Below are 20202 nucleotides of genomic sequence, written 5' to 3' on the forward strand. Positions count from 1 at the left end.
CGCATCCGTTCCTGTAGCGCCGAGCCCACGCTCGGCAGCGGTGCTCAGTAACGCCCCACCAGGTTCAGGTACCACCCGCGATGGGTGTAATCGAACTTGGTCAGGTCGTCGCTGAAATCGGTGAAGTTGTAACCCACGCCGACGCGGAAATTACGCCCGATATCGCGGTCGACACCGGCCAGCCAACCCTGTCGGCTACCTCCGTCGCGCACGTCCAGCAGGCGGTACTCCAGCAGCCCATGCCACTGGTAGTACAGGTCGTAGCGCAGCTGGCCGGAGGCGAAGTTGGTGGCCGAGTCGAACCACGGACCGGTACCACGCCCATAGCGCACCTCGCCTTCGCGGCGGGCGGCCTTCGCCGCTACTTCCCAGCGCTGGTCGATGCGGTACACACCCTCAAGTGACAGCACCTGGGTGCGCTGGTCGTAGTCGACACCATTGACCTGCCCCATCGTCGACAGGTCATACAGGTAGCTGTAACGGCCGAACAGCGCCCAGCGATCGTTGTCCCACGGGCGGTAGGCAAAGCCGAGGTTGCCCTCGATGAAACGCGCGCCCGCCACCGGATTGATCGCATCATCGGTGTCGGCGTAGTTGAAGCGCGCCGCGATCCGCCAGCTGTCATTGAGACGGTGGCTCAAACGGTTGGTGCTGACCCACTGCGTGCGTCGCTCCGCGCCGGTGTCGCGGCGCCATTCCAGCTTGCTCTGCCATTCGGTGCCCGGCGAGGTCCGCCCGCCGGACAGGCTCACCGCCTTGCGGTCGACCTGCCCGGTGCTGGCGTCGAGCTTGCCATTGCTCAGCGTGAAGCCGGCATTCCAACCCACCGCCGGATAGAAATCCATGCCGAAGGTGTGCGCCAACCCGGACTCCTGCCCGGATTTGAGGAACTGGCTTTCGTTGAACACATTGACCTGGTCGGACAACCGCCAGCGTTGGCCCAGCGTCCAGCCATCCTGCGCGTTGGGGCTGAACAGCGGGTCGTATTCACTGCGGTCGGTCGACTGGGTGAACGCACCATAGAAGCTGTGCTGCGGGGTCAGCCGGTATTCGGCATTGACCTGCGCGGCCGTGCCACGGTCACCATCACTGACTTCGGCACCGACGGTGGACAGATTGGCGAAGGTCCAGGTGCCGCCGGCCACCACGGCATCATTGTCGGCATAGCGGCCATGGTCGTCGTCCACGGTCAGCTGGCCACCACCGTAGACATCCAGCGACGTGCCGATGCGGTGGGTGTAGCGTGCTGCAGCCAGCACGCCAGCCACGTTGCTGCCACTGCCGCGGTCTTCCTGCACCCGGCGCAGCTCGGCCGACAGGCGATCGTTCTCGCCGATCCGCCATTCGGCGGTGGCCTGTGCCTGGATCAGCGACTGCGCACCACGACGTGCCTCGCTGTAGCGAGCGTACAGGCTGAAGTCGTCGGTCACATAACCGAGCAGCTCGGCGCCCTGTTCGCGCACCCGCTGGCCGGTATCGAAGCGCCCGACCGAATAGCCACCGTCCACCTGCCGCCACCAGGCACCCGCGCTCCAGTCGCGCTGGGTCCAGCCCAGCTCACGCAGGTTGACGCGTGCCTCGACGGCAGTCGCCTCGCCTTCGCGCGGCCCTTCCGGATTCAGGCGGCTGAAGCTGAGGCCGCCATTGTCGGAGAAGAACACCGGTGCACTGGTCGCCTCGCTGCGGCTGTGTTCGACCTTCAGATAGGTGCCACGGCCGGCCTGCAGGGTCAGGTCCGCGCCCTTCAGCGAATAGTCCTGGCCGGCGCGCTGCTCGTCCACATAGGTGGCACCCACCGCGACATGATCGCCAAACCAGTGCTTGCCACGCACACCCGCAGTGATGTCATCGCTGTCGAAGCCGGTCGGCACCCATTCGTAATCCACGATCAGGCGCTGCTCGTAACCATCCAGCGGCACATCACGGCTGATCCGGCGCAGGTTCTCGCGGCTGACCTGCGCCAATGGGCGGGTCAGCAGGATGCGGCCCTGCAGGGCGTCGATCTCGTAGTCGGCACCGCGCACCATCGGCACACGCTGCTCCACGCGTCCGGTGGTGCGGTCACGGATTTCCAGCACCACCTGGTCCGAACCACTGAGGATGCTGGCGTGGCGCAGGTAGTACAGGCTGCCGCCGGTACCGATGAACTCGCTGTGACCCGGCGCGGTCTCGGCCTGCGAGCCGAACAGGCGCAGCTCGCTGCGCGCGTCGCCCCAGGCATTGGCGCCACGCGAGCGCCACGACAACGCCGCACCGTACAGCGAACGCACGTACTGCGCATACTCGGTGCCGGTCAGCCCAGTGTTGTAGTTGCCCCACAACGCCTGGTTCTTGTCCCAGTCCATGCGCAGGTAGAAGCGCCCCATGCTGTCGACATCGCGCTGGGTCAGCGAATCATCGCCGTAGGTCGGGTAATACAGGTCCGGATCGAGGCTGCGGAACAGGTCGCGCGGATCGGCGGTGGTAAAGCCGGTGAACAGCTCGTCCAGCGGGCGATTCTGGGTATCGGCCTGCGCGGTGAGCAGGTAGCGGCCACGGGTCTTGGCTTTCAGGTAGAAGGCCAGGCGCCCGTCACTGAGCACATCATCGCTGCGCTCGCCACGTGCCAGGTCCTGCCCTGCCCCGCTGGCCTTGTTCTGGTACACGGTGATGTCGGCCAGGCCCACACCGAACAGGTACTGGCCACTGACATCGACCTGCAGCGTGCGCGCGATGGCCGGTGCATCCGGCCGCTCGACACGCACATCGAAGGCGTGGTGGCCGATCGGCATCAGGTACTCGGCAGCGAACTTCCGATCCTGATCCAGTGGATAGCTGTCGCCGTTGATCTTCAACGAGGCACCCAGCGGCAGGTCGCGGCCACGCAGGCGGACCCGCGAGCCGTACACCGGAATGTTCTGCTGGCGCAGGCCATTGCTGTCGAACACCTGCTGCAGCAGCGACAGCGACGCTGCCTGGTTGGCATCGACGGCGGTGCCGCGACGATCTTCCAGCGCATCGCGCAGCTGCTGGTTGCCCCGCTCGAACTCCGCCGGAGTGACCAGCTGCATCGACTGCGCGGTGGTTTCATCGACATTGCCCTCGGCGTCGAAGGCACGCAGCACATAGACCAGGCGGTCGCCGCGACGCAGCGGTGTCGATGCCGGCAGGGTGCCATCCCAGGTGCCCTGTGCAACGGCGGCCACCGGCAGTTCGAACGTTGCCAGCGGCGCCACCCGGTCGGAGTCGCTGCCGCGGTAGACACTGACTTCCAGGCGCTGGATGAAGGCGGTGTAGTTGCCCCGCACGTAGAACTCGACCGGACGCACGATGCGTCCCTCATCGAAGGCCACCATGCCCGGCGCAGACACCGACAGTTCCGGCTGGCCCATCGCGGGGTCTTCGGTGGCCCAGATCGCGCCGCCTTCCGGCAGGCGGATCATGAACTCGCCACGCACGGTCGCCTTGCCCGGCTCATCGATGGCCACGCTGACCCGGCGATCCGGCTGCAACGCCTGCGAGCTGGAACGCGTGGACGTTCCTTCGGTCACCGGCTCGTCGTAGCTGCGCGAGCGCAGGCTGAACAACAGTTCGCCCTCGGCATTGCACTGGGTGCCGTCACACCGGATCGGCGCTGGCTCGGCGGTCGACGGGGCGGCCTGGGCGGTAGCGGCCAGGCCCAGCAGCAGCGCCTGGTACAGCGCGGCACGCGGCAGGCGGGCCGCACGACGGGCGGCAGAGTGATGCGCGCTCATCGGCGGGCCTCCTGTTGGCGGGCGGCCGCACGGGTAGCGGCGCTCTCCTCGTTGCGGACGCGCAGGCGCTGCTGCACGGCGGGGCTGAGCTGGCTGCGCAGCGCCTCGAACACAGCGCTGGCACGGCGCAGGCCCAGTGCCTGGTTGTAGGCATGGCTGCCGCGCACATCGGTGTGCCCGACCAGGCTGACCTGGCCACCACCCATCTTCTCCAGGCGCGCGGCGATCGCCGCCAACAACGGCTTGAACTCCTCGCGCACGGCGGCCTTGTCAGTGTCGAACAGGACGTTGCCCAACAACGCGCCATTCGCATCGACACCGGCCAGCAGCGAATGCGGGTCCTGCACATCGGTGCGCAGCTGAACGGTCAGGCCAGCGCGCGCGCTTTCGGCCACTTCGGCCTGCAGCGCATCGCGCACCACCGCGGCACGGGCGAAGGCCAGCGCCTGGCTTTCGCCATTGGCCGCGATCACCACATCACCGCCCTGGTAGCGGTTCACCACCTCGGCCATCTTCAGCAGCACCGGGCGGTAGTCGGCACGCAGCTCACTGCTGCCCGGGGCAAACAGCACTTCGCCCAAGGCCAGCTCCATGCGCTCGGCCGACGCCTGTGGCGACGGCGGCAGGCGCACGCCGAAGCTGAAGCGTGTCGGCACGCCCTGGGTCACGCGTCGCAGCAGCGGATTTTCGGTCGTCAGCTCCGCACCGGCCGGCACCGTGGCCGGGTCCAGCTTGATGATGAAATTGCGGCCCAGGCGCGCATCACCGCCGTGGACGTCGGCAAGGTGGTAGCGGCCGAACGGATCGGTCTCCACCAGCAGGCCCTCTACGGTGGCCAGGCGCACGCCCGGAATGCCCTGCTCCTGGATGCCCTCGTTGCCGATCACATAGGCCACTTCATAGCCCTCAGCGACGCGGGCAATTTCGCGGCGAACGGTCGGCTCGGCGGCGGTCAGGCCCTTGCTGGCCTCGCCACTGCGCTGCACGTCCGTGCCGCCCTGTGCGTCCATCCGCAGGCGGTGACCCTGCGTGCTTTCCAGCACGAAGTCATCGGTGAAAGCCAGTTCGCGCAAGCGCTGCCGCAACACCACCTGGTGCGCCTCGGCGGTGTCCGAAGTCGAGGCACGGCCATGCACCGTGCCGATCTGCACACCGTGCAGCAGCGGTGCGCTGGCATCGGCCAGCGGCTGCGGGCCATCGCCGCGATCCAGCGTGGTCGAGCCGGCCACATAGGCCGCCGCTGCGAAACCACCCTGCACGCGCACGCCGGTCAGCTCGGCACTGTCCTGCCAGCCGTCGCCATCGCGGTCATCGAACACGGTACCGAACACCAGGCTGTCTTCCAGCAGAGGATCGGCATCCATCGCCACTTCGGCGGTGGCGATGTTCGACAGCGGGCTGCCATCGTCGGCCGTCGCCACGGCCTGGTTCACGTGATTGCCACTGCGTACGCCAGCGCCGACACGCAGCAGGTAGGTGATGGTGGCACTGCGGCCGACCGCGATATCCACCGCGCCGATGCGCAGCGGCGACTGGCTGCTGGCCAGCGAGAACGCACCGTCATCGTCGGCCACGCGCATCGAACCATCCACGTAGCTGAAACCCGGCGGCGGCGTATCGACCACCACGCCATCGCGCCAGTGGCTGCTGCCGACGTTCTCGACCACCAGCTGGTAGCGCACCAGATCGCCCACCTTCACCCGGCGCGGACTTGCGGTCTTGGTGATGCGCAGCGCGAAGTCGGACACCACCTTGTGGCGCGTCTCGCAGGTCGTGCACTCGGGTGGCGGCGAGCCATCCGGGTACTGCCCGCGCAGGCGGTTCAGCACTTCGGTACGCGCTTCCTGATTGACGATCGCCTGGTAGACCCATTCGTGGCGGCCAACCGCGGTTCCCGCCGGCAGCGTGCACACGATGTCCGTTGCCTGCTGCACGCATCCGGCGGGCAGGCTTTCGATGCTCAGCCCGGCATCGGGCGTGTCCACCAGCTGCAGCGGCTTGCGCAGGGATGCGCGCTCGACCGTGGCGACCAGGGTATAGCGCAGCCTGTCGCCAGGACGCACCTCGGTGCCACTGGCCGGGCCGGCCTGCTTCTCCAGAACCACGCGCGGCTCTGCAAGCGCGTGCTCGGTGCTGCAGTCGCCGCTGCAGGTGGGCGTATCACCGCCGCTGCCCAATACTGCATTGCGCACACTGCCACTGGCCTGTGCATTGACCAGCGCGCGATAGCCCAGCGTGTAGGTGCCCGGCGCGGTGCCGGCCGGCAGCGAGCAGACCAGCGGATTGCTGGCGTTGCAGGTGAACGGCCCGGGCTGGGTGACCGACTGCAGGTCCAGGCCCACGCCCAGCGTGTCGGTCAGCACCAGCGTATCGGTGGTCTGCGAGTTCGCGATGGTCACTTCAACGCTGTAGTCGACCGCATCGCCGACGCCAACCGGCGCAACGGTGGAGGACTGCTTGCGGTAGGTCACCACCGCTGCCAGCACCGGCGTGGTGGTGCTGCAGTTGCTGGTGCACGTATTGGTACCGGTACCACCACCCAGCACCGCGTTGCTTACGCTGCCCTTGGCCTGCGCGTTCACCTTCGCGGTGTAGTTCACGCTATACGTGCCCGGCGCGGTGCCGGCCGGCAGCGTGCACACCAGCGGATTGGCGGCATTGCAGCTGAAACCCTGGCTGGCAGTCACCGTGCCGAAATCCAGGCCGGGACCCATCGTATCGGTCAGGGTGAACACCGCCGTGGTGCGCGAGTGGCTGACCACGGCGGTCAGGGTATAGGCGATGCTGTCACCGACCTTGACCGGACCTACCGCTGCCGAGGTCTTGCGATAGTCGATCTCACTGCCGGTGACCGGCGTGGTGGTATCGCAGTTGGCGGTACAGGAGGGCTTGTCACCGCCGCTACCCAGCACGGCATTGGTGACCTGGCCGCTGGCCTGCGCATTCACCACTGCGGTGTAGGTCAGGCTGTAGCTGCCCGGCACGGTCCCCGCAGGCAGGGTGCAGACCAGCGGATTGGCCGCGTTGCAGTTGTAGGCGCCCGCACTGGTCACCGCGCCGAAGTCCAGGCCGGTACCCAGGGTATCGGTCAGGGTCACCACATCGGTGGTGCGCGAGTTGGTCACCACCGTGGTCAGCGTATAGGTCAGGCGATCGCCCACCGAGACCGGGCCGGTGCCGCTCACCGACTTGGCATAGCTCACGCCGGGCGCCGCCACCGGGGTGGTGGTGTCACAGTTGGCACTGCACGACGGATTATCGGTGCCGCTGCCAAGCACGGCGTTGCGGACACTGACGCTGGCCTGCGCATTGACGGTGGCGCGGTAAGTCAGGCTGTAGGTGCCCGGCACGGTGCCGGCCGGCAACGTGCACACCAGTGGATTGGCGCCACTGCAGGTGAAGATGCCGGCACTGCTGACGCCGCCGAAGTCCAGGCCACTGCCCAGGGTATCGGTCAGGGTGACCACGCCGGAGGTACGCGCACGCGTCACGGTCGCACTCAGCGTGTAGTCGATGACGTCGCCGATCTGCACCGGACCACCGGTGGACGCCTGCTTGGCATACACCACCAGCGCGCTGGCCATTGGCGTGGTGGTATCGCAGCTGCCCACGCAGGAGGGATTGTCGGTGCCGCTGGGCACCACCGCGTTGCGCACCTGGCCGCTGGCCTGTGCATTGACGATGCCGGTATAGGAGAACGCGTAGCTGCCCGGAACGGTACCCGCCGGCAGCGTGCAGACCAGGGGATTGCCCGGCGCGCAGCTGAAAGCGCCTGCGTTGGTGATGCCACCGAAATCCAAACCGGTACCCAGCGTGTCGGTCAGCGTGGTCACCGCGCGGGTGCGCGCGTCAGCCACCACGACCGTCACGGTATAGGCCACCGCGTCACCGATCGCGACCGGGCCGGCGGTACTGCTGGCCTTGGACACCGAGATCCTCGGCGCGGCCACTGGCGTGGTGGTGGTGCAGTTGCTGCTGCAGGTGGGGTTATCGGTGCCAGTGCCGACCACGGTGTTGACCACCTGGCCGCTGGCCTGCGCATTGACGGTGGCCGTGTAGCTCAGGCTGTAAGTGCCGGGCACGGTACCGGCCGGCAACGTGCACACCATAGGATTGGCTGCGTTGCAGGTAAATGCACCGGCGTTGCTGACACTGGCGAAATCCAGGCCGGTGCCCAGGGTATCGGTCAGCGTCAGCACGTCACGGGTGTTGCCATCGGCCACGGTGACATCGACGGTATAGCTGACCGTCGTGCCCACCGCGACCGGGCCGGCCGTATTGGAGCGCTTGGCATAGCCCACGCGGGTTACCGGAACGGTCACGTCGCTGCGCGTGCAGTGGTCGGCGTCGGTGCAGCTGGCGCCCGGTGCGGGCGCATTGCCGCTGTTGAAGGGGTCGTAGCCACCGCCGACGCTGGCGTGATTGGTCAGCACGCCGGTCGCCGCTGCAGTGACGGTCACCGGCAGGGTGAACACCGAACTGGACCCGGCGCTGCCTGCCGCTGCAAGGACCTGGGTGCTGGTGCAGGTGACGTCCTGGCCGCTGGCGGTGCAGCTCCAGTTGCCACTGACATGCGTGCCGCTCCAGTTCGGCGCGATGCCGGCCGGCAGCTGGTCACGCACAGTGATCGTGCCCGCCGCCACATTCGGCGGATTGCCGGTCGGCACATCGCTGGTGTTGCTCACCGTCAGCGTGTATTCGGTGCCGGCCTGGCCATAGTTCCAGACGCCGCCAGTGGCATTGTTGCTCTTCACCACCTTCAGCGACGGCGCGGTGATGGTGATCCGGTGGTCCTCAACCTCGCCGTCGTCGGCCACGCCGGTCGGGTTCTGGATCTGGGCCGCGTTCGTGGAGTAACGCAGGCGCACGTAGCTGGTACCCGCCAGCACCTGGGCCGGCACGGTCCAGGTCAGGTTCGCCTGGCCACCACTACAGGCCGCGATAGCGCTGCGCTCGTTGGCATCAAACACGCCGTTGCGGTTGAAGTCGATCCAGCCGGCCACGCTGCCGTTGCCCACGCAGGCGACCGGTTGGTTGATCTGGGTACCGGCCTGCATCACCGTCAGGCGGTAGCTGGTCGGCCAGGCATCTTCTTCGCGGCTTCCCACCTGCGGGAAGTTGTCATCGCCCAGCGCATCCAGGCTGTAGCTGCTGCGCTGCTCGGTATCCGGGCCGAGGCTGCCGAGGAAATCGGTCAACGGCGGCGCCAGGCCACCGGGCGTATAGCCTGCGCTGTTGATGTTGAAGTTGCTGGCTCCCTGCGGGATGCCGTCGGAACGGAACTGCAGATCGTCCACCACGTGCATGGCATCGCCATAGCTCTGCGGCGCGTCGCCGAAGTCGGCGTAGGGCACCAGCAGACCGATCGCGATCGCGGTGGTGCCGCCGCCGCGCATCGAGAAGCCCATGTTCACTGCCAGGTTGCCCGGCGCGTGTGCGGCATTGTCGAAACTGAGGAAGGTGACCGCCGCGGTGTTGTCGTCGTTGCCGGGGCCGAAGCGGATGACCTGGTTGGCACCGCTGGTCGACTTGTTGACCAGGTACGGCGTGGCGTTGGACAGGTTCTTGCGGACCTCGACCACGTTCCAGGTGCCCTGCGCACTGGCCTGGACGAACTCGCCGCTGTTGTTGATCGACTCGGCGTCGGCCATCACCACGCCGCGCAGGCGGTACGGGGCACCACCCAGGGTCGACGTACAGGTGATGCTGAAGCTTGAGGTGCCGCTGGCACGTGCGATACCGGCGATCAGCTGGTTGGCGGTGCCGGTGCCGCCGATGTTGTACAGGTCGTCAAGGCTGTCACCACCGAAGTTGCCGGGGCGATAGCTGCGCAGCACATTGGTCTCGGCCGTGTTCAAACGGCAATCAACGCGCAGGTTCACCCCGGCCGCGACCGGCATGTCGATGGACGACATCGCACCATCGTTGAGTGCGACGTTGTTCACGCCATTGGCACCGCCACCCCAGGTCAACCACAGCACGGTGTTGCGGTACGGGCTGCTGCCGCCGGTGGCGTAGGCGGCGGCCCAGGCCAGCGACGGCATCGTCAGCGACAACAGGGCCAGTAGGCCGGCCCTCAGCCAGCCGCTGGATCGCCCTGTCCGGGCACGTTTTTTGGGATGAACGCATCCACCGCCCGCGCTTTCGCGCGACGTCGTCGACTGCCACATGGTTGATTTCCCCGTCGTCGACCCTTGGCGGGCCGAAGGTCAGTGGGTGACCAGCAACGAATTCCCCGGTACGGCGGTACACATGACTGCGTGTTCCGCCGGGTCCGTGGCGATCTGCTTCGTCCCTTGTCCCCGGTTGGTCAGGCACATATAACTGTGACGACCATAACATATTGCAAACAATTACGTGATGAAGATCACATTCACATTTGCAGAGTCTGGCGTCAGCTGCACGCGTCCAGTTATAGCCGGCACATAGGTTCGGGCCGGGCACGATTCCGGCAGCCGCCGCCTACTTTCCGGCAAAACACCACGCAGATTCGGCAGCGGTGTGGGGCGTCAGGGCTGCTTCGCGCCCTGCAGGAAGGACGCCAGCAGCGTCGATGCCGCCATCGCCGGCGCCAACCGGCCCCGTGCCAGCGACCAGGTGATGCCGTAGAAGCAGGTCCAGTAGAAATCGGCCAGCCACACGGTGGTAAATCCGAGATTGAACACGCCGGCTTTCTGGCCGCGCAGGAAAAAAGCCTCGAAACGCTCGCCAATCGGCGCCCAGCGCCCCGGCAGCAGATGCAGATCGCCCTGACGCTGCTGCTCTTCCATCATGCGCGCAAACAGCAGCGTGACCAGCTCCCAATCGGCCAGCAGTACTTCGGTCACCCGCTCCAACACCTGCATCGCGTCGGCATCCGCGTCGAACCAGGTGGCCGCCGCCTCCAGCCGTTCAAACCCCGCCACAAACAACGCCTCGTCGATCGCTTCGCGGGTGGGCGCGAACCGGTACAGCGTCGCCCGGCTGATACCAGCACCGCTGGCCAGTTCGCTGAGCGTGCAGCGCGGATGGCTGACCAGCGTGGCTGCGAGGGCATGGTGCAGGTCGCGGCGGGAACGTGCTGCAGGACGCATGGAAGTACCGGATTCGAGACCCCCTCACGCTAGCATGAATCATCAATTAATGAACTGAATCACAAATGATTCATCAGAATCATGATTGCGCTACAACTACAGTGCGTCCGGTGCACCCGGGTCGGTGCACGCAGGGATCGCGTCACAGGCATCGAAGGAGACAACGCCATGCTGCATCCGCTACGCGACATTGCCGTGCTGTTCGATGCCGGCGACACCGGGCACCGGGTCCTGAACATCGCCGCCCGCCTGGCGCAGGTCCAGCAGGCCCACCTGATCGCGGTCTCCACCGCCCAGCATCCCAGCGACATCGCCAGCGGCTTCGCCCGGGGTGCCGGCATTGCCGCGGCGCTCGACCACGAAGCACGAGCCGATGCCGCCTGCACCGCACAGCTGATGCAGAACCTGCGCGCGGCCGCCGAGCCGCTGCGGATCAGCACCGAGCTGCGCATCGTTTCAGACTATCTGGGCGGCGCTGATCTGTCCCTGCACTCGCTGTACTGCGACCTGATCGTCGCCGGCTATCCACATACGCCGGGTGCACCCAGTGGCTGGCACCCTCTCGGCACGCTGCGCCAGACCGGCGTGCCGATGCTGCTGGTGCCGCCGCACTGGCGCGGCGAACAGGTTGGCCAGCGCATCGTGGTCGCCTGGAATGCCAGCAAGCAGGCACGCCGCGCGGTGGCCGATGCGCTTCCCCTGCTGGCCCGCGCACAGGCCGTGCACCTGCTGATGGTCGACACCCCCAAGGCGGAGGCCGCACCGGGTGCCGAGATGGCCCAGCATCTGGCCCGGCATGGTGTCGAGGTCGAGATCCAGGCGATCAATTCCACACAGGGCGGCGTTGCCGCAACCATCCGCCAGCATGTCCTCGATGCCGAAGCAGACCTGCTGGTACTGGGCCCGTACAGCCGCAGCCGCGTGGTGGAGCGCGTGCTCGGTGGAGTCACCGAGAACCTGCTGGCCGAAGTTCCGGCACCGTTGTTCGTATCCCACTAGGGATGCCCTGCCCCGCGCGGCGGTAGGCGGTCAACGATTGCCCGGTATGCCGCCGGAAATAGCGGCACAGGTAGGACGCATCCTCGAAGCACAGGCGCTCGGCGATGCGTCCGATCGGCAGCTCGCTGTAGCTCAGCCATGCCTTGATCTCCAGCACCACCTGGCGGTCGATCAGCGCCTTCGGCGTTTGGCCGAAGCACTCGCGGGTCAGCTGTGACAGATAGAACGGGGTGATGCACAGCGCCTCGGCGTAGGACTGCACGTCACGCTGGCGCGTGCTGCGCTGGCCGACCAGTTCCCAGAAGTTCCAGGCCAGGCGCTCACGCCGGCTGATCTGCGCTGTGGGCGCGCCCTTCGCCGGCAGCAGCGTGGCGAATTTGAGAAAGAAGATCTGCAGCAGAGAGCGCAGCATCACATGCCGATACCGGCCGCCGGTGTGGTGTGCGTCCATCAACTGCTGCAGCCAGCCCTGCAGCAACGGCACCTCCAACGGTGACGGCATGCAATGGGGCTGCTCGTGCAGAAACTTGAACAATGCGTTGGGCAGTACGTAGGCTACTTCAGACGCCAGCGCCTTCGGCATCAGGCAGACCACCGCAAGGAAGCCGCGCGAGCGCTGCCGCAACAGCGCCAGCGTGTCCTCGGCCAGCACCAGCACGTCGTGCCGCTGCACTGCCACCTCACGGAAGTTAAGGGCGAAGCGCGCACGCCCCGACACGCAGACCAACACCGCCAGGCGGGCGTGCCCGAACGACAGCGGGACGCCCTGGCCCTCGGCCAGCGTGCTGACCTCCAGGCGCATGGATTCGTCCTGATCCAGAAGCTGGGGTATGCGGTCCATGAACCGATCCGGCTGGATTCCGGCACCCAGCATACCGGGCAAGGTCAGCCTGTTGTGAAAAGTGCCGAAGGCATCAAGGCCTGGCACGCTGCGCCCATCATCCGCCACCGCGCTGCATGAACAGCAGATCCGGCGTCGAGGCACCGTCCACGGGCTGGAAACCGAGATCGCGATACAGCGCCACCGCCGCGGCATTGTCCCGATAGACCCGCAGGGTCAGGCGCTGTACGCCCGGTGATTGCAGCGCTTCGGCGATCATCAGCTGCATCAGCACGCGCCCCAGTCCGCGCCCCCGTGCCTGTGGCGAAACGATGATCCGGCCCAGATGGGCGGTGCCAGGTTCGCTCAACCAGTATTGGCCGAAGCCTACGCAGTCGCCCTGCTCGTCCAGCAGCACCCGACCCGGACGAACGTCCAGCCCAAGCACCTGTGCAAACGCTCCGGCCAGTATAGGGAACGCCACACCCGGGCCGGCCCAGCGCTGCGTCGCTGCGGCCGAATCGAGCCAATGGGCGATGCGCGCGTAGTGCGAAGGCTGGACCGGCTGCAGCTGCATGGGCAGGACGATGCGGACGTGACGTGGGCATCCATTGTGGGCGTCCTGGAGCGCGCAGTCACGCCACGCCGCAGCGCTTGAATTTTGTCCTAGGACAATAAACAATTCCGGGCGTCCACACGCCTGCCGCCCAACGGCAGCCTGTCTCTTTCTCGTTCCCGGGTATCCCATGTTCAGAGGCCTTAGCGCGTTTCCGCTTACTCCGCTTAGTGAAGATGACATCGACACGCGCGCTTTTGCCGCACTGGTCGAGCGCCTGGCCGCATCCGGCGTGGACTCGATGGGCATTCTCGGCTCCACCGGCAGCTATGCGTATCTGGAGAAAGCCGAGCGCAAGCGCGTGCTGCGCCAGGCCCTCGCCCATGCCGGCGGCATACCGGTGATCGTCGGCATCGGCGCCCTGCGCACCCGCGACGTGCTGGAACTGGCCAGGCATGCCGAAGATGCCGGCGCTGCCGGCCTGCTGCTGGCGCCGGTGTCCTACCAGCCGCTGAAGGAGCACGAGGTCTACACGCTCTTCGAATCGGTGTGCATGGCAGTGCGCACCCCGATCTGCGTCTACGACAATCCCGGCACCACCCGCTTCCAGTTCTCCGATGAACTGCATGGGCGGATCTCCGCGCTGCCCAACATCGGCTCGATCAAGATCCCCCGCCTCTCCGACAATCCGGTGGAAGCCTTGGCACGCGTCGCCGCGCTGCGCACCCATATTCCGGCGCACGTCACGCTGGGGATCAGTGGTGACGCCGCCGCCGTGCGCGGACTGGCCGCAGGCTGTGATGGCTGGTACTCGGTGATCGCTGGCCTGTTCCCCGAAGTGGCGCTGCGCATCACCCACGCAGCGCGCAGCGGTGACATGGCCTCGGCCGAAGCGGCCTCTGCGCAATTGGAACCGCTCTGGGCGCTGTACGATCGCTTCGGCGGCATCCGCGTGATGGCATGCGCTGCCGCACTGATGGGCCTGTGTAGTAACGACTGCCTGCCGCGGCCGCTGCTTGGGCTGCAGGGCAATGACCGGGCGCAGGTGGCCGAAGTGCTGGAAGCCCTGGGGCTGCGCTAAACGCTGGGAACGGGCGCGAAAACAGCCGCGCAGGTGGTCACGCCGGCCCGATTCGAATGGCGACCTCGCTCTTGAGAAGAGGCTTCCACTGCTCGTTAAATCAATGACTTGCAAGATTGCAGGGACCGGTTTGAGTCCAGCTTCGCTCAAACACCACGCCGCAGCTGCTGTAACCCTGCCCTAGCCTCGCCTAGGCCTTGAGGGCGTCCCTCGGTTAGCTCTGATCCCACCCTCCGGTGATTAGCATGGATCGGTCCAACTCTCCCTGCCGCAGAGGCTCGAGCGTAAGCCTGAAGCCGTTCGGACCAGGCTTACACAGAGTTCCGTCTGCTGTTGCCCAACGACGTCAGCAATGAGCAGCTGGCGAGAACGCAATGCTAGCCCTGTTCAGACCTATCGGCTTTGGCCATGTGACTATTCACGGGTTCAGGTCGACCTTCAAAGACTTGGTCACCGAGACAACCGAATTTGCTGATTATCCTTCTGAAATGGCTTTGGCTCATCGAATTCGGGACAAAGCTCAAGCTGCCTATAAGCGCGGAAGGATGCTTGAGAAGCGACGAGCGCTCATGGGCGCTTGGCAACGCTTCTGCTATCCGTCGCACAACGACGAATAGACCAGCAAATTGCCGGTCACAATGCGGTGTGGCGCATGGCTGGCTAGTCAGCTAGAGTTCGCAAAGAGGTGCCAGCAGGCTGCAGGCGCTACAGGGGAGCATGGAGCAAATGAAAGAAATTAAAGACTTAGAGCGTCCTCACAACGATGCACTCAACTATAAGCATCGGAAGGAGAAAGATCTTTTCAACAAGATCTTTCTCCGAACGGTTGAGCTGGACGAGATTATTCGCCCATCAACCTACTTTTTGATGGGCGAAAAGGGCAGCGGCAAGACCGCGTATGCGGTCTACATGGAGAACAATAAATACAAGGACCATATCTGCCATGTCACGACGATGACAGAGACGCAGTACCATCAGTTCATCCAACTCAAGCGCGCCGGAAAGCTCAACTATAGCGACTATGCAAACATATGGCGCTCGATGCTGCTATTCATTGTTGCGCGAACGATCGTAAGCCAGAACAAAGACTTACTGTCTTCCATAACCGGAAAATTCAAGAAAGTTGAGGCCAGCATCAGGAAATGGGCCCAAAACTCAATGAGTCCGGAAGTCGAAACTGCATTTAACGCAATAATTAAGGACTTTGACGAGGTAAACCTACAGGCACCGGAAGTCGCGAGCATCAAGGGCGGGCGACACATTGAAACCAGCACGTCCTCTGTAAAACTAAAGAGCCACCTACTCGATCGAGAGAATGACTTTAAGGAATCCATCAGCTCGCTAAAGCTAGGAAAAAACCACATTCTTTTTTTCGACGGCATCGACTATCGCCCGGAGCAGATTCCGTACCAAGAGTATGTTCAATGCATCAAAGGACTCGGTGAAGCAGTCTGGCAACTCAACAGCGAATTTTTCCCATCCATCAGGGACTCCAAGGGGCGTCTGAAGATAGTTCTGCTTGTCAGACCAGACGTGTTTCACGCACTTAACCTCTACAATTCAAACTCCCGCTTTCAAGACAACACTGTATTTCTTGAGTGGAGCACGCCTGAGAAGGAGTATCAATCGTCAAACCTGTTCGAAATGGCGGGGAAATTCTTCGCATCGCAGCAACCGATCGCCCCCGCTCCTGCAGACGCATGGAGACACTATTACGAAAACGGCCAACGCGACGCTGCAAGCTTTAGAAGATTTTTGCGCATCAGCTTCCAAAAGCCCAGGGACGCACTTACCTTTATAAGAATAACAATTAATCACACTGTAAAGTCAGGCAGAGGCTCAGATTCCCGCTTCCCGCCTGACGCAGCATCCTCTCACGCATTCTCTCGCGATTACGCCGACTATTTGCTGGGCGAAGCCAAGAACTATGCCGCGTTCTACATGACGCAAGAGGACTTTTACAAGTACGTGAAGTTCTTCCAGTTCCTTAATGGTCAACACACCTTTGATTTCGAAGTATTTGAGAGGGCTTATGTCCGATTTAAGGCATGGGCTCAAGGGGAGAACTTCAACGCCACAGCGTACCTTCGCGACTCCACATCTCTCCTCCAGCTTTTCTATGACATGAACATCATAGGATTCTATGAGGAGGCAGAGGATAAGTCAGAGCGCTTTGTACACTGGTCTTTCCGAGACCGTAGCCTAAATAATATTGCCCCGAAGGTGAAATCAGAGGCGATGCTCACCTTGAATGCAGGTATTTCAAAGGCTCTTGAAATAGGAAAGCAACTGAAGAGCAACGCATCCGACAGTGCAAAGCCCAGGGAAATGCGAACGGATCGGCGACGCCGAGCTCCCCGCCGGCGAAAGCCCAAAGCCCCTGCTCCAACCCCTTAAGGCTAGGAGCTCGGGCTCTCCATTCTTGACCAAAACACGTGGCTACTGCCCAGTAGCCACGTCCCCGTTGCGCCAGGCCAATCGAGCCCCTTCTTCCAAATCCTTTGCCTCATGCAAGAGACCGAAGCGTCACAAGCGATTCCTTGACCCGCTCCAGCTCCTTCGTCCTCTACTCAGCCAAGCTGCCACTCATAATCTGCAGCAGCTTGGAGTAAAAGCGACAGGCACCGTTCAGATTCGAGAGCGGAACAACTGGCCTCTCCCCGCCCCGACCCACACCTTCATGGGATCCCTGGCCCTGGGCTTGGTCTCCTTCGGCGGTCGGCGCGGCTCCAGCCGCCTTGATCCGCTCGACCGCCGCTGCTGGCGCTGCAGCTCCGGCGTCACCAGCGCAATGACGGCGTCCCGTAGTTTGTGCCGGCGCAGCGCGGCGCCATCCGGCCACCAGCATGCCTCCAGCAGCTCCCGGCCAAGGCCGGCCGGCACCATGCCCAGTGCCGCGGCAATGTCCTGGTTCGTCAGGTCAGGCTTTCCCCCACCCATTCCGATGTCAAACTTCACCGTGCTGGGCCCCAGCCGCGCCCACTTCTCTCGTGGATTCATGCCTTTTCCCCTGTCGTCGATTGGCCAGCCGCTGCAGGGCCGCCCGTAATCCGCACCACCACCTGGCCGCCCGGCCGGCGCTCGCCATGCACGAACAGATGCCCTTGGAATCGCCCATCGTTGATGCCAAGCAGCTGGGCGATCCCATCCCGGTACGACTTGCACAATCCGCACGGCAGCAGTGAGCGTCAGGTTCTTCCGGACCCAGTCCGGCCAGCCGGGCTTTCGGTTGTGGTGGTGCTCGTCGGGTTGCTCGCTCATGGGAAGTCCTGGCCAGCAAACTCGGCCTCGCCCTTCTCGGCCAAGTCATACCCCGGACCTACGCCCCTACGGCGACGCTGCTCACTGATACACAAGGCCATGGCAAGCGCCACAACATAGTCCTTTCGTTGACTTTCCGAGCAGCGTTCATAATGCTCGAGAAGTCGGCTAGGGGTTTTACAGTCGACCAATAGCATCTCGCCCAGGACCTTCTTTGACTGAAGAGCGATTTCATTCATGGCAAACACCTTCGTTGATACATGTCCTCACTGCAGAACCGAGTCTGTGGGAATGAGCTACGTCGTGACATCTGCACCCCGCGGAAAAGATCCCACCGTCGTATTTCGTTGCAACGCCTGCAATAACTTGGTCTGCGTGGCAACGCAATATGCAGCGTTCGACCACAGCTGGATCACTCAGAGCCACGGAGAGTTTCGTACTGAATGCAAGGCACGGGGAGCGGTGATAAAAAACATTTACCCGACGCCAAAGCGCATGGAAGTACCAGGACACGTTTCTCCAGCCGTTCAAAGGGCATACACGCAAGGCTCGGACAACGCTACCCGAGGCCACGCCGATGCTGCAGCAGCCATGTATAGAAAGGCTCTTGACGTAGCCACTAGAGAGCTTGACAGCAGCCTCGCAGGAAAGAACCTCGCGCCACGGATTGATGCCCTTTATAAGGCCGGGAAGCTGACCGATGATCTGAAGGAGTGGGCCCACCTGATCCGGCTTGACGGGAATCAGGGAGCACATGACGACGATGAACTGAGTCCGGAAGAAATCTCCCAACTCGCAAGCTTTACTGAGCTTTTCCTCACCTACACTTTCACACTTCCGGCTCAGGTCGCTGCTAGAAAGGCAGCTGCAGCTTCCAGTTCGGAGTAGCAAAATTCCAGCACAAGGAGCGGTCATGCTGACTGCTCCCACCTAGCCGTTAGACGCTGCACCTGACCTGCACCGCCTTAAGCACACAGGCGGCTACAGGAGCGCGCTAACCGCCGACGCGTGGGCAGCATGGCAAGCCGCCCTCACGCCGCCCGAGGGTTATGTGCTGGCGCCGGAAACACCCTCCTATGAAATGGTAAAGACACTTGCCGACACTGCTGGATGCGATCTAGCACACGCGGCTTTGGCATACAGAGATTCGCTCGCCGCGCGCCCGGAGGTGCCGGATGGGCGCGACTGAGGATTTCAACCTGGCCGGGAAAGATTGGCTGACGGTCGAGGAATCAGCCCACTACTGCGGCGTTTCCGTCGGGCAGTTTTACGCGAAGGTCGATCAATACAACTTGGAACCGCGCAAGTTCATGGGCAAGAAGCTCTATGAGAAAGCGGCCCTCTATCAGGCAATCTACAGCGCACGGAAATGGTCAAGGTCACAATCTACTGGCGTGAAGGGGTCGCCTACCTCAACTGGCGCGATGGCGGCAAGAGATTCCGCCCGTCCATCGGTCGTGTCAGCCCTCGTGAAGCTGAGGAAATACGATCAGCGCGCGAAGCGGAGCTGAGGCACGGCGTCCGGATCATCTCCCGGGCGCCACTGCTGCGAGACTTCCTCGACGTTTGGCTGGAATGGTACAAGGCCGAGCATCCGACCACGCACGGGAAGGCCAAGAGCGAGCTGAGGATCATCCTGCAGAATCTCGGGCATCGCCCCATCGACACTCTGCGGCCCATCGAGCTTGAGGCGTACAAGACCCAGCGCCTGGTCAAAGACAAGATGGCGCCGGAGACGGTCGGGAAAGAGGTTCGGCGCTTGCAGGCGGCGCTCAGGTGCGGCGTGCAGTGGAAGGAACTGGATGCGAACCCATTTGAGGGTATCCAGGCGCCGCGAGGGGTGCGGAGCGTTGCAGTCCGGTTCTATACGAAGACTGCCATGCAGCAGCTCTACGCAGCCAATGCAGCCCGAGCCAACCTGTGGCGGTTCATGGCCCATACCGGGATCCGGCGCTGCGAGCTGATGCACCTACGGCATGAAAACGTGGTTGCTGGGCGCCTGCTGGTCGAAAGCGACCCGGACGAGGACGGCGATGGTCGAACGAAGTCAGGGAAGTGGCGAGAGGTGCCGTTGAACACCCATGCCGCCGCTGCTCTGGTCGAACTGCCCGACCCGCTGGTGAGCGTTCACAAGGACACCGTGAGCGACTGGTTCAAGGACGACGCCACTGCTGCTGGAGTCGGCGGGAGTCTTCACCGCCTTAGGCACACGTTCTGCGCCCACATGGTCATGGCGGGGGTGCCATTGCGGCGGGTGCAGATTCTGGCTGGACATGCGGATTACGCCACTACAGAGAAGTACTACGCGCACCTGACCCCGGAGGGAGATGACGGTGCGGTGGCGAATCTAACCAATTGATCCGTCGTTGTGACCACTGTGACCAAAGCGCATAGAAATGCAGAGGAATACAGAAAACGGACAGTGCCGATGCGCACGTAAGTTGCTGATTTATGGTGACCCCGGCCCGATTCGAACGGGCGACCTTCCCCTTAGGAGGGGGACGCTCTATCCAGCTGAGCTACGGGGCCATGCAGCCGGGAAGTTTACAGGCAACACACCCTGCCCTCCAAGCATTCATGTTCCAGCCCGGCTTCGCTGGCGCGTTGCACCATGGCCGCGCGGGCCGCTCTGCTACCATCGGCGATTCAGTTCATCGCGCCCCCCCACCTGCCCGCGA

11 protein-coding genes, 1 tRNA gene and 1 pseudogene are annotated in these 20202 nt (G+C 63.9%); 5 read left to right on the forward strand and 8 right to left on the reverse strand.

Going from position 1 to position 20202, the window contains the following annotated elements; genetic code table 11:
- Nucleotides 1-44 precede the first annotated feature (44 nt).
- The 3 genes from SSKA14_RS14420 to SSKA14_RS14430 all read right to left on the reverse strand — a co-directional run bounded on the left by SSKA14_RS14420 (nucleotide 45) and on the right by SSKA14_RS14430 (nucleotide 10807).
- Nucleotides 45-3734: a hypothetical protein gene (locus tag SSKA14_RS14420; RefSeq protein WP_008265606.1), complete on the reverse strand. Its 3690-nt coding sequence runs from the start codon at nucleotides 3732-3734 to the stop codon at nucleotides 45-47.
- A complete protein-coding gene (locus SSKA14_RS14425; RefSeq protein WP_232281399.1) occupies nucleotides 3731-9790 on the reverse strand; it encodes a CshA/CshB family fibrillar adhesin-related protein in 6060 nt (2019 codons plus the stop codon). The genes SSKA14_RS14420 and SSKA14_RS14425 overlap by 4 nt, the downstream gene beginning before the upstream one ends.
- Nucleotides 9791-10243: 453 nt before the next feature.
- Nucleotides 10244-10807, reverse strand: a complete 564-nt coding sequence (locus SSKA14_RS14430) for a TetR/AcrR family transcriptional regulator (protein ID WP_008268455.1) — start codon at nucleotides 10805-10807, stop codon at nucleotides 10244-10246.
- A 168-nt stretch (nucleotides 10808-10975) separates the two neighbouring features.
- Here SSKA14_RS14430 and SSKA14_RS14435 point away from each other — a divergent pair, with 168 nt between their 5' ends.
- Complete coding sequence (locus SSKA14_RS14435) at nucleotides 10976-11806, forward strand: universal stress protein (RefSeq protein WP_040007893.1); 831 nt, start codon at nucleotides 10976-10978, stop codon at nucleotides 11804-11806.
- On the opposite strand, the gene SSKA14_RS14440 is transcribed toward SSKA14_RS14435, so the two are convergent.
- Both SSKA14_RS14440 and SSKA14_RS14445 read right to left on the reverse strand, forming a co-directional pair.
- Nucleotides 11754-12647, reverse strand: a complete 894-nt coding sequence (locus SSKA14_RS14440) for a helix-turn-helix domain-containing protein (protein ID WP_040009703.1) — start codon at nucleotides 12645-12647, stop codon at nucleotides 11754-11756. The two genes, SSKA14_RS14435 and SSKA14_RS14440, sit on opposite strands and share 53 nt — an antisense overlap.
- Before the next feature lie 97 nt (nucleotides 12648-12744).
- Entirely contained in the window at nucleotides 12745-13209 is a 465-nt protein-coding gene (locus SSKA14_RS14445) for a GNAT family N-acetyltransferase (RefSeq protein WP_198283632.1), read from the reverse strand.
- 163 nt (nucleotides 13210-13372) lie between these two features.
- Between SSKA14_RS14445 and SSKA14_RS14450 the strand changes: the two genes are divergently transcribed.
- Nucleotides 13373-14263: a dihydrodipicolinate synthase family protein gene (locus tag SSKA14_RS14450; RefSeq protein ID WP_008265172.1), complete on the forward strand. Its 891-nt coding sequence runs from the start codon at nucleotides 13373-13375 to the stop codon at nucleotides 14261-14263.
- A gap of 726 nt (nucleotides 14264-14989) precedes the next feature.
- Nucleotides 14990-16660, forward strand: a complete 1671-nt coding sequence (locus SSKA14_RS24010; protein WP_198283611.1) for a hypothetical protein — start codon at nucleotides 14990-14992, stop codon at nucleotides 16658-16660.
- Nucleotides 16661-17017: 357 nt separating this feature from the next.
- On the opposite strand, the pseudogene SSKA14_RS14460 reads toward SSKA14_RS24010, so the two are convergent.
- Together SSKA14_RS14460 and SSKA14_RS14465 are read right to left on the reverse strand one after the other, a co-directional pair.
- Nucleotides 17018-17263 (reverse strand): annotated as a pseudogene (locus SSKA14_RS14460) (hypothetical protein); the annotation flags it as partial.
- Between the two features lie 257 nt (nucleotides 17264-17520).
- Entirely contained in the window at nucleotides 17521-17763 is a 243-nt protein-coding gene (locus tag SSKA14_RS14465) for a hypothetical protein (RefSeq protein ID WP_040007896.1), read from the reverse strand.
- Nucleotides 17764-17815: 52 nt separating this feature from the next.
- Here SSKA14_RS14465 and SSKA14_RS23475 point away from each other — a divergent pair, with 52 nt between their 5' ends.
- Together SSKA14_RS23475 and SSKA14_RS14475 are read left to right on the forward strand one after the other, a co-directional pair.
- On the forward strand, nucleotides 17816-18412 hold the full coding sequence (locus SSKA14_RS23475; RefSeq protein ID WP_157635954.1) for a DUF4145 domain-containing protein: 597 nt from the start codon (nucleotides 17816-17818) through the stop codon (nucleotides 18410-18412).
- Nucleotides 18413-18893: 481 nt separating this feature from the next.
- Nucleotides 18894-19883: a tyrosine-type recombinase/integrase gene (locus tag SSKA14_RS14475; protein ID WP_008266547.1), complete on the forward strand. Its 990-nt coding sequence runs from the start codon at nucleotides 18894-18896 to the stop codon at nucleotides 19881-19883.
- 93 nt (nucleotides 19884-19976) lie between these two features.
- Here SSKA14_RS14475 and SSKA14_RS14480 read toward each other — a convergent pair.
- Nucleotides 19977-20053 (reverse strand) — tRNA-Arg (locus SSKA14_RS14480).
- Nucleotides 20054-20202 lie beyond the last annotated feature (149 nt).

Source organism: Stenotrophomonas sp. SKA14, assembly GCF_000158575.1.
GTDB lineage: Bacteria > Pseudomonadota > Gammaproteobacteria > Xanthomonadales > Xanthomonadaceae > Stenotrophomonas > Stenotrophomonas forensis.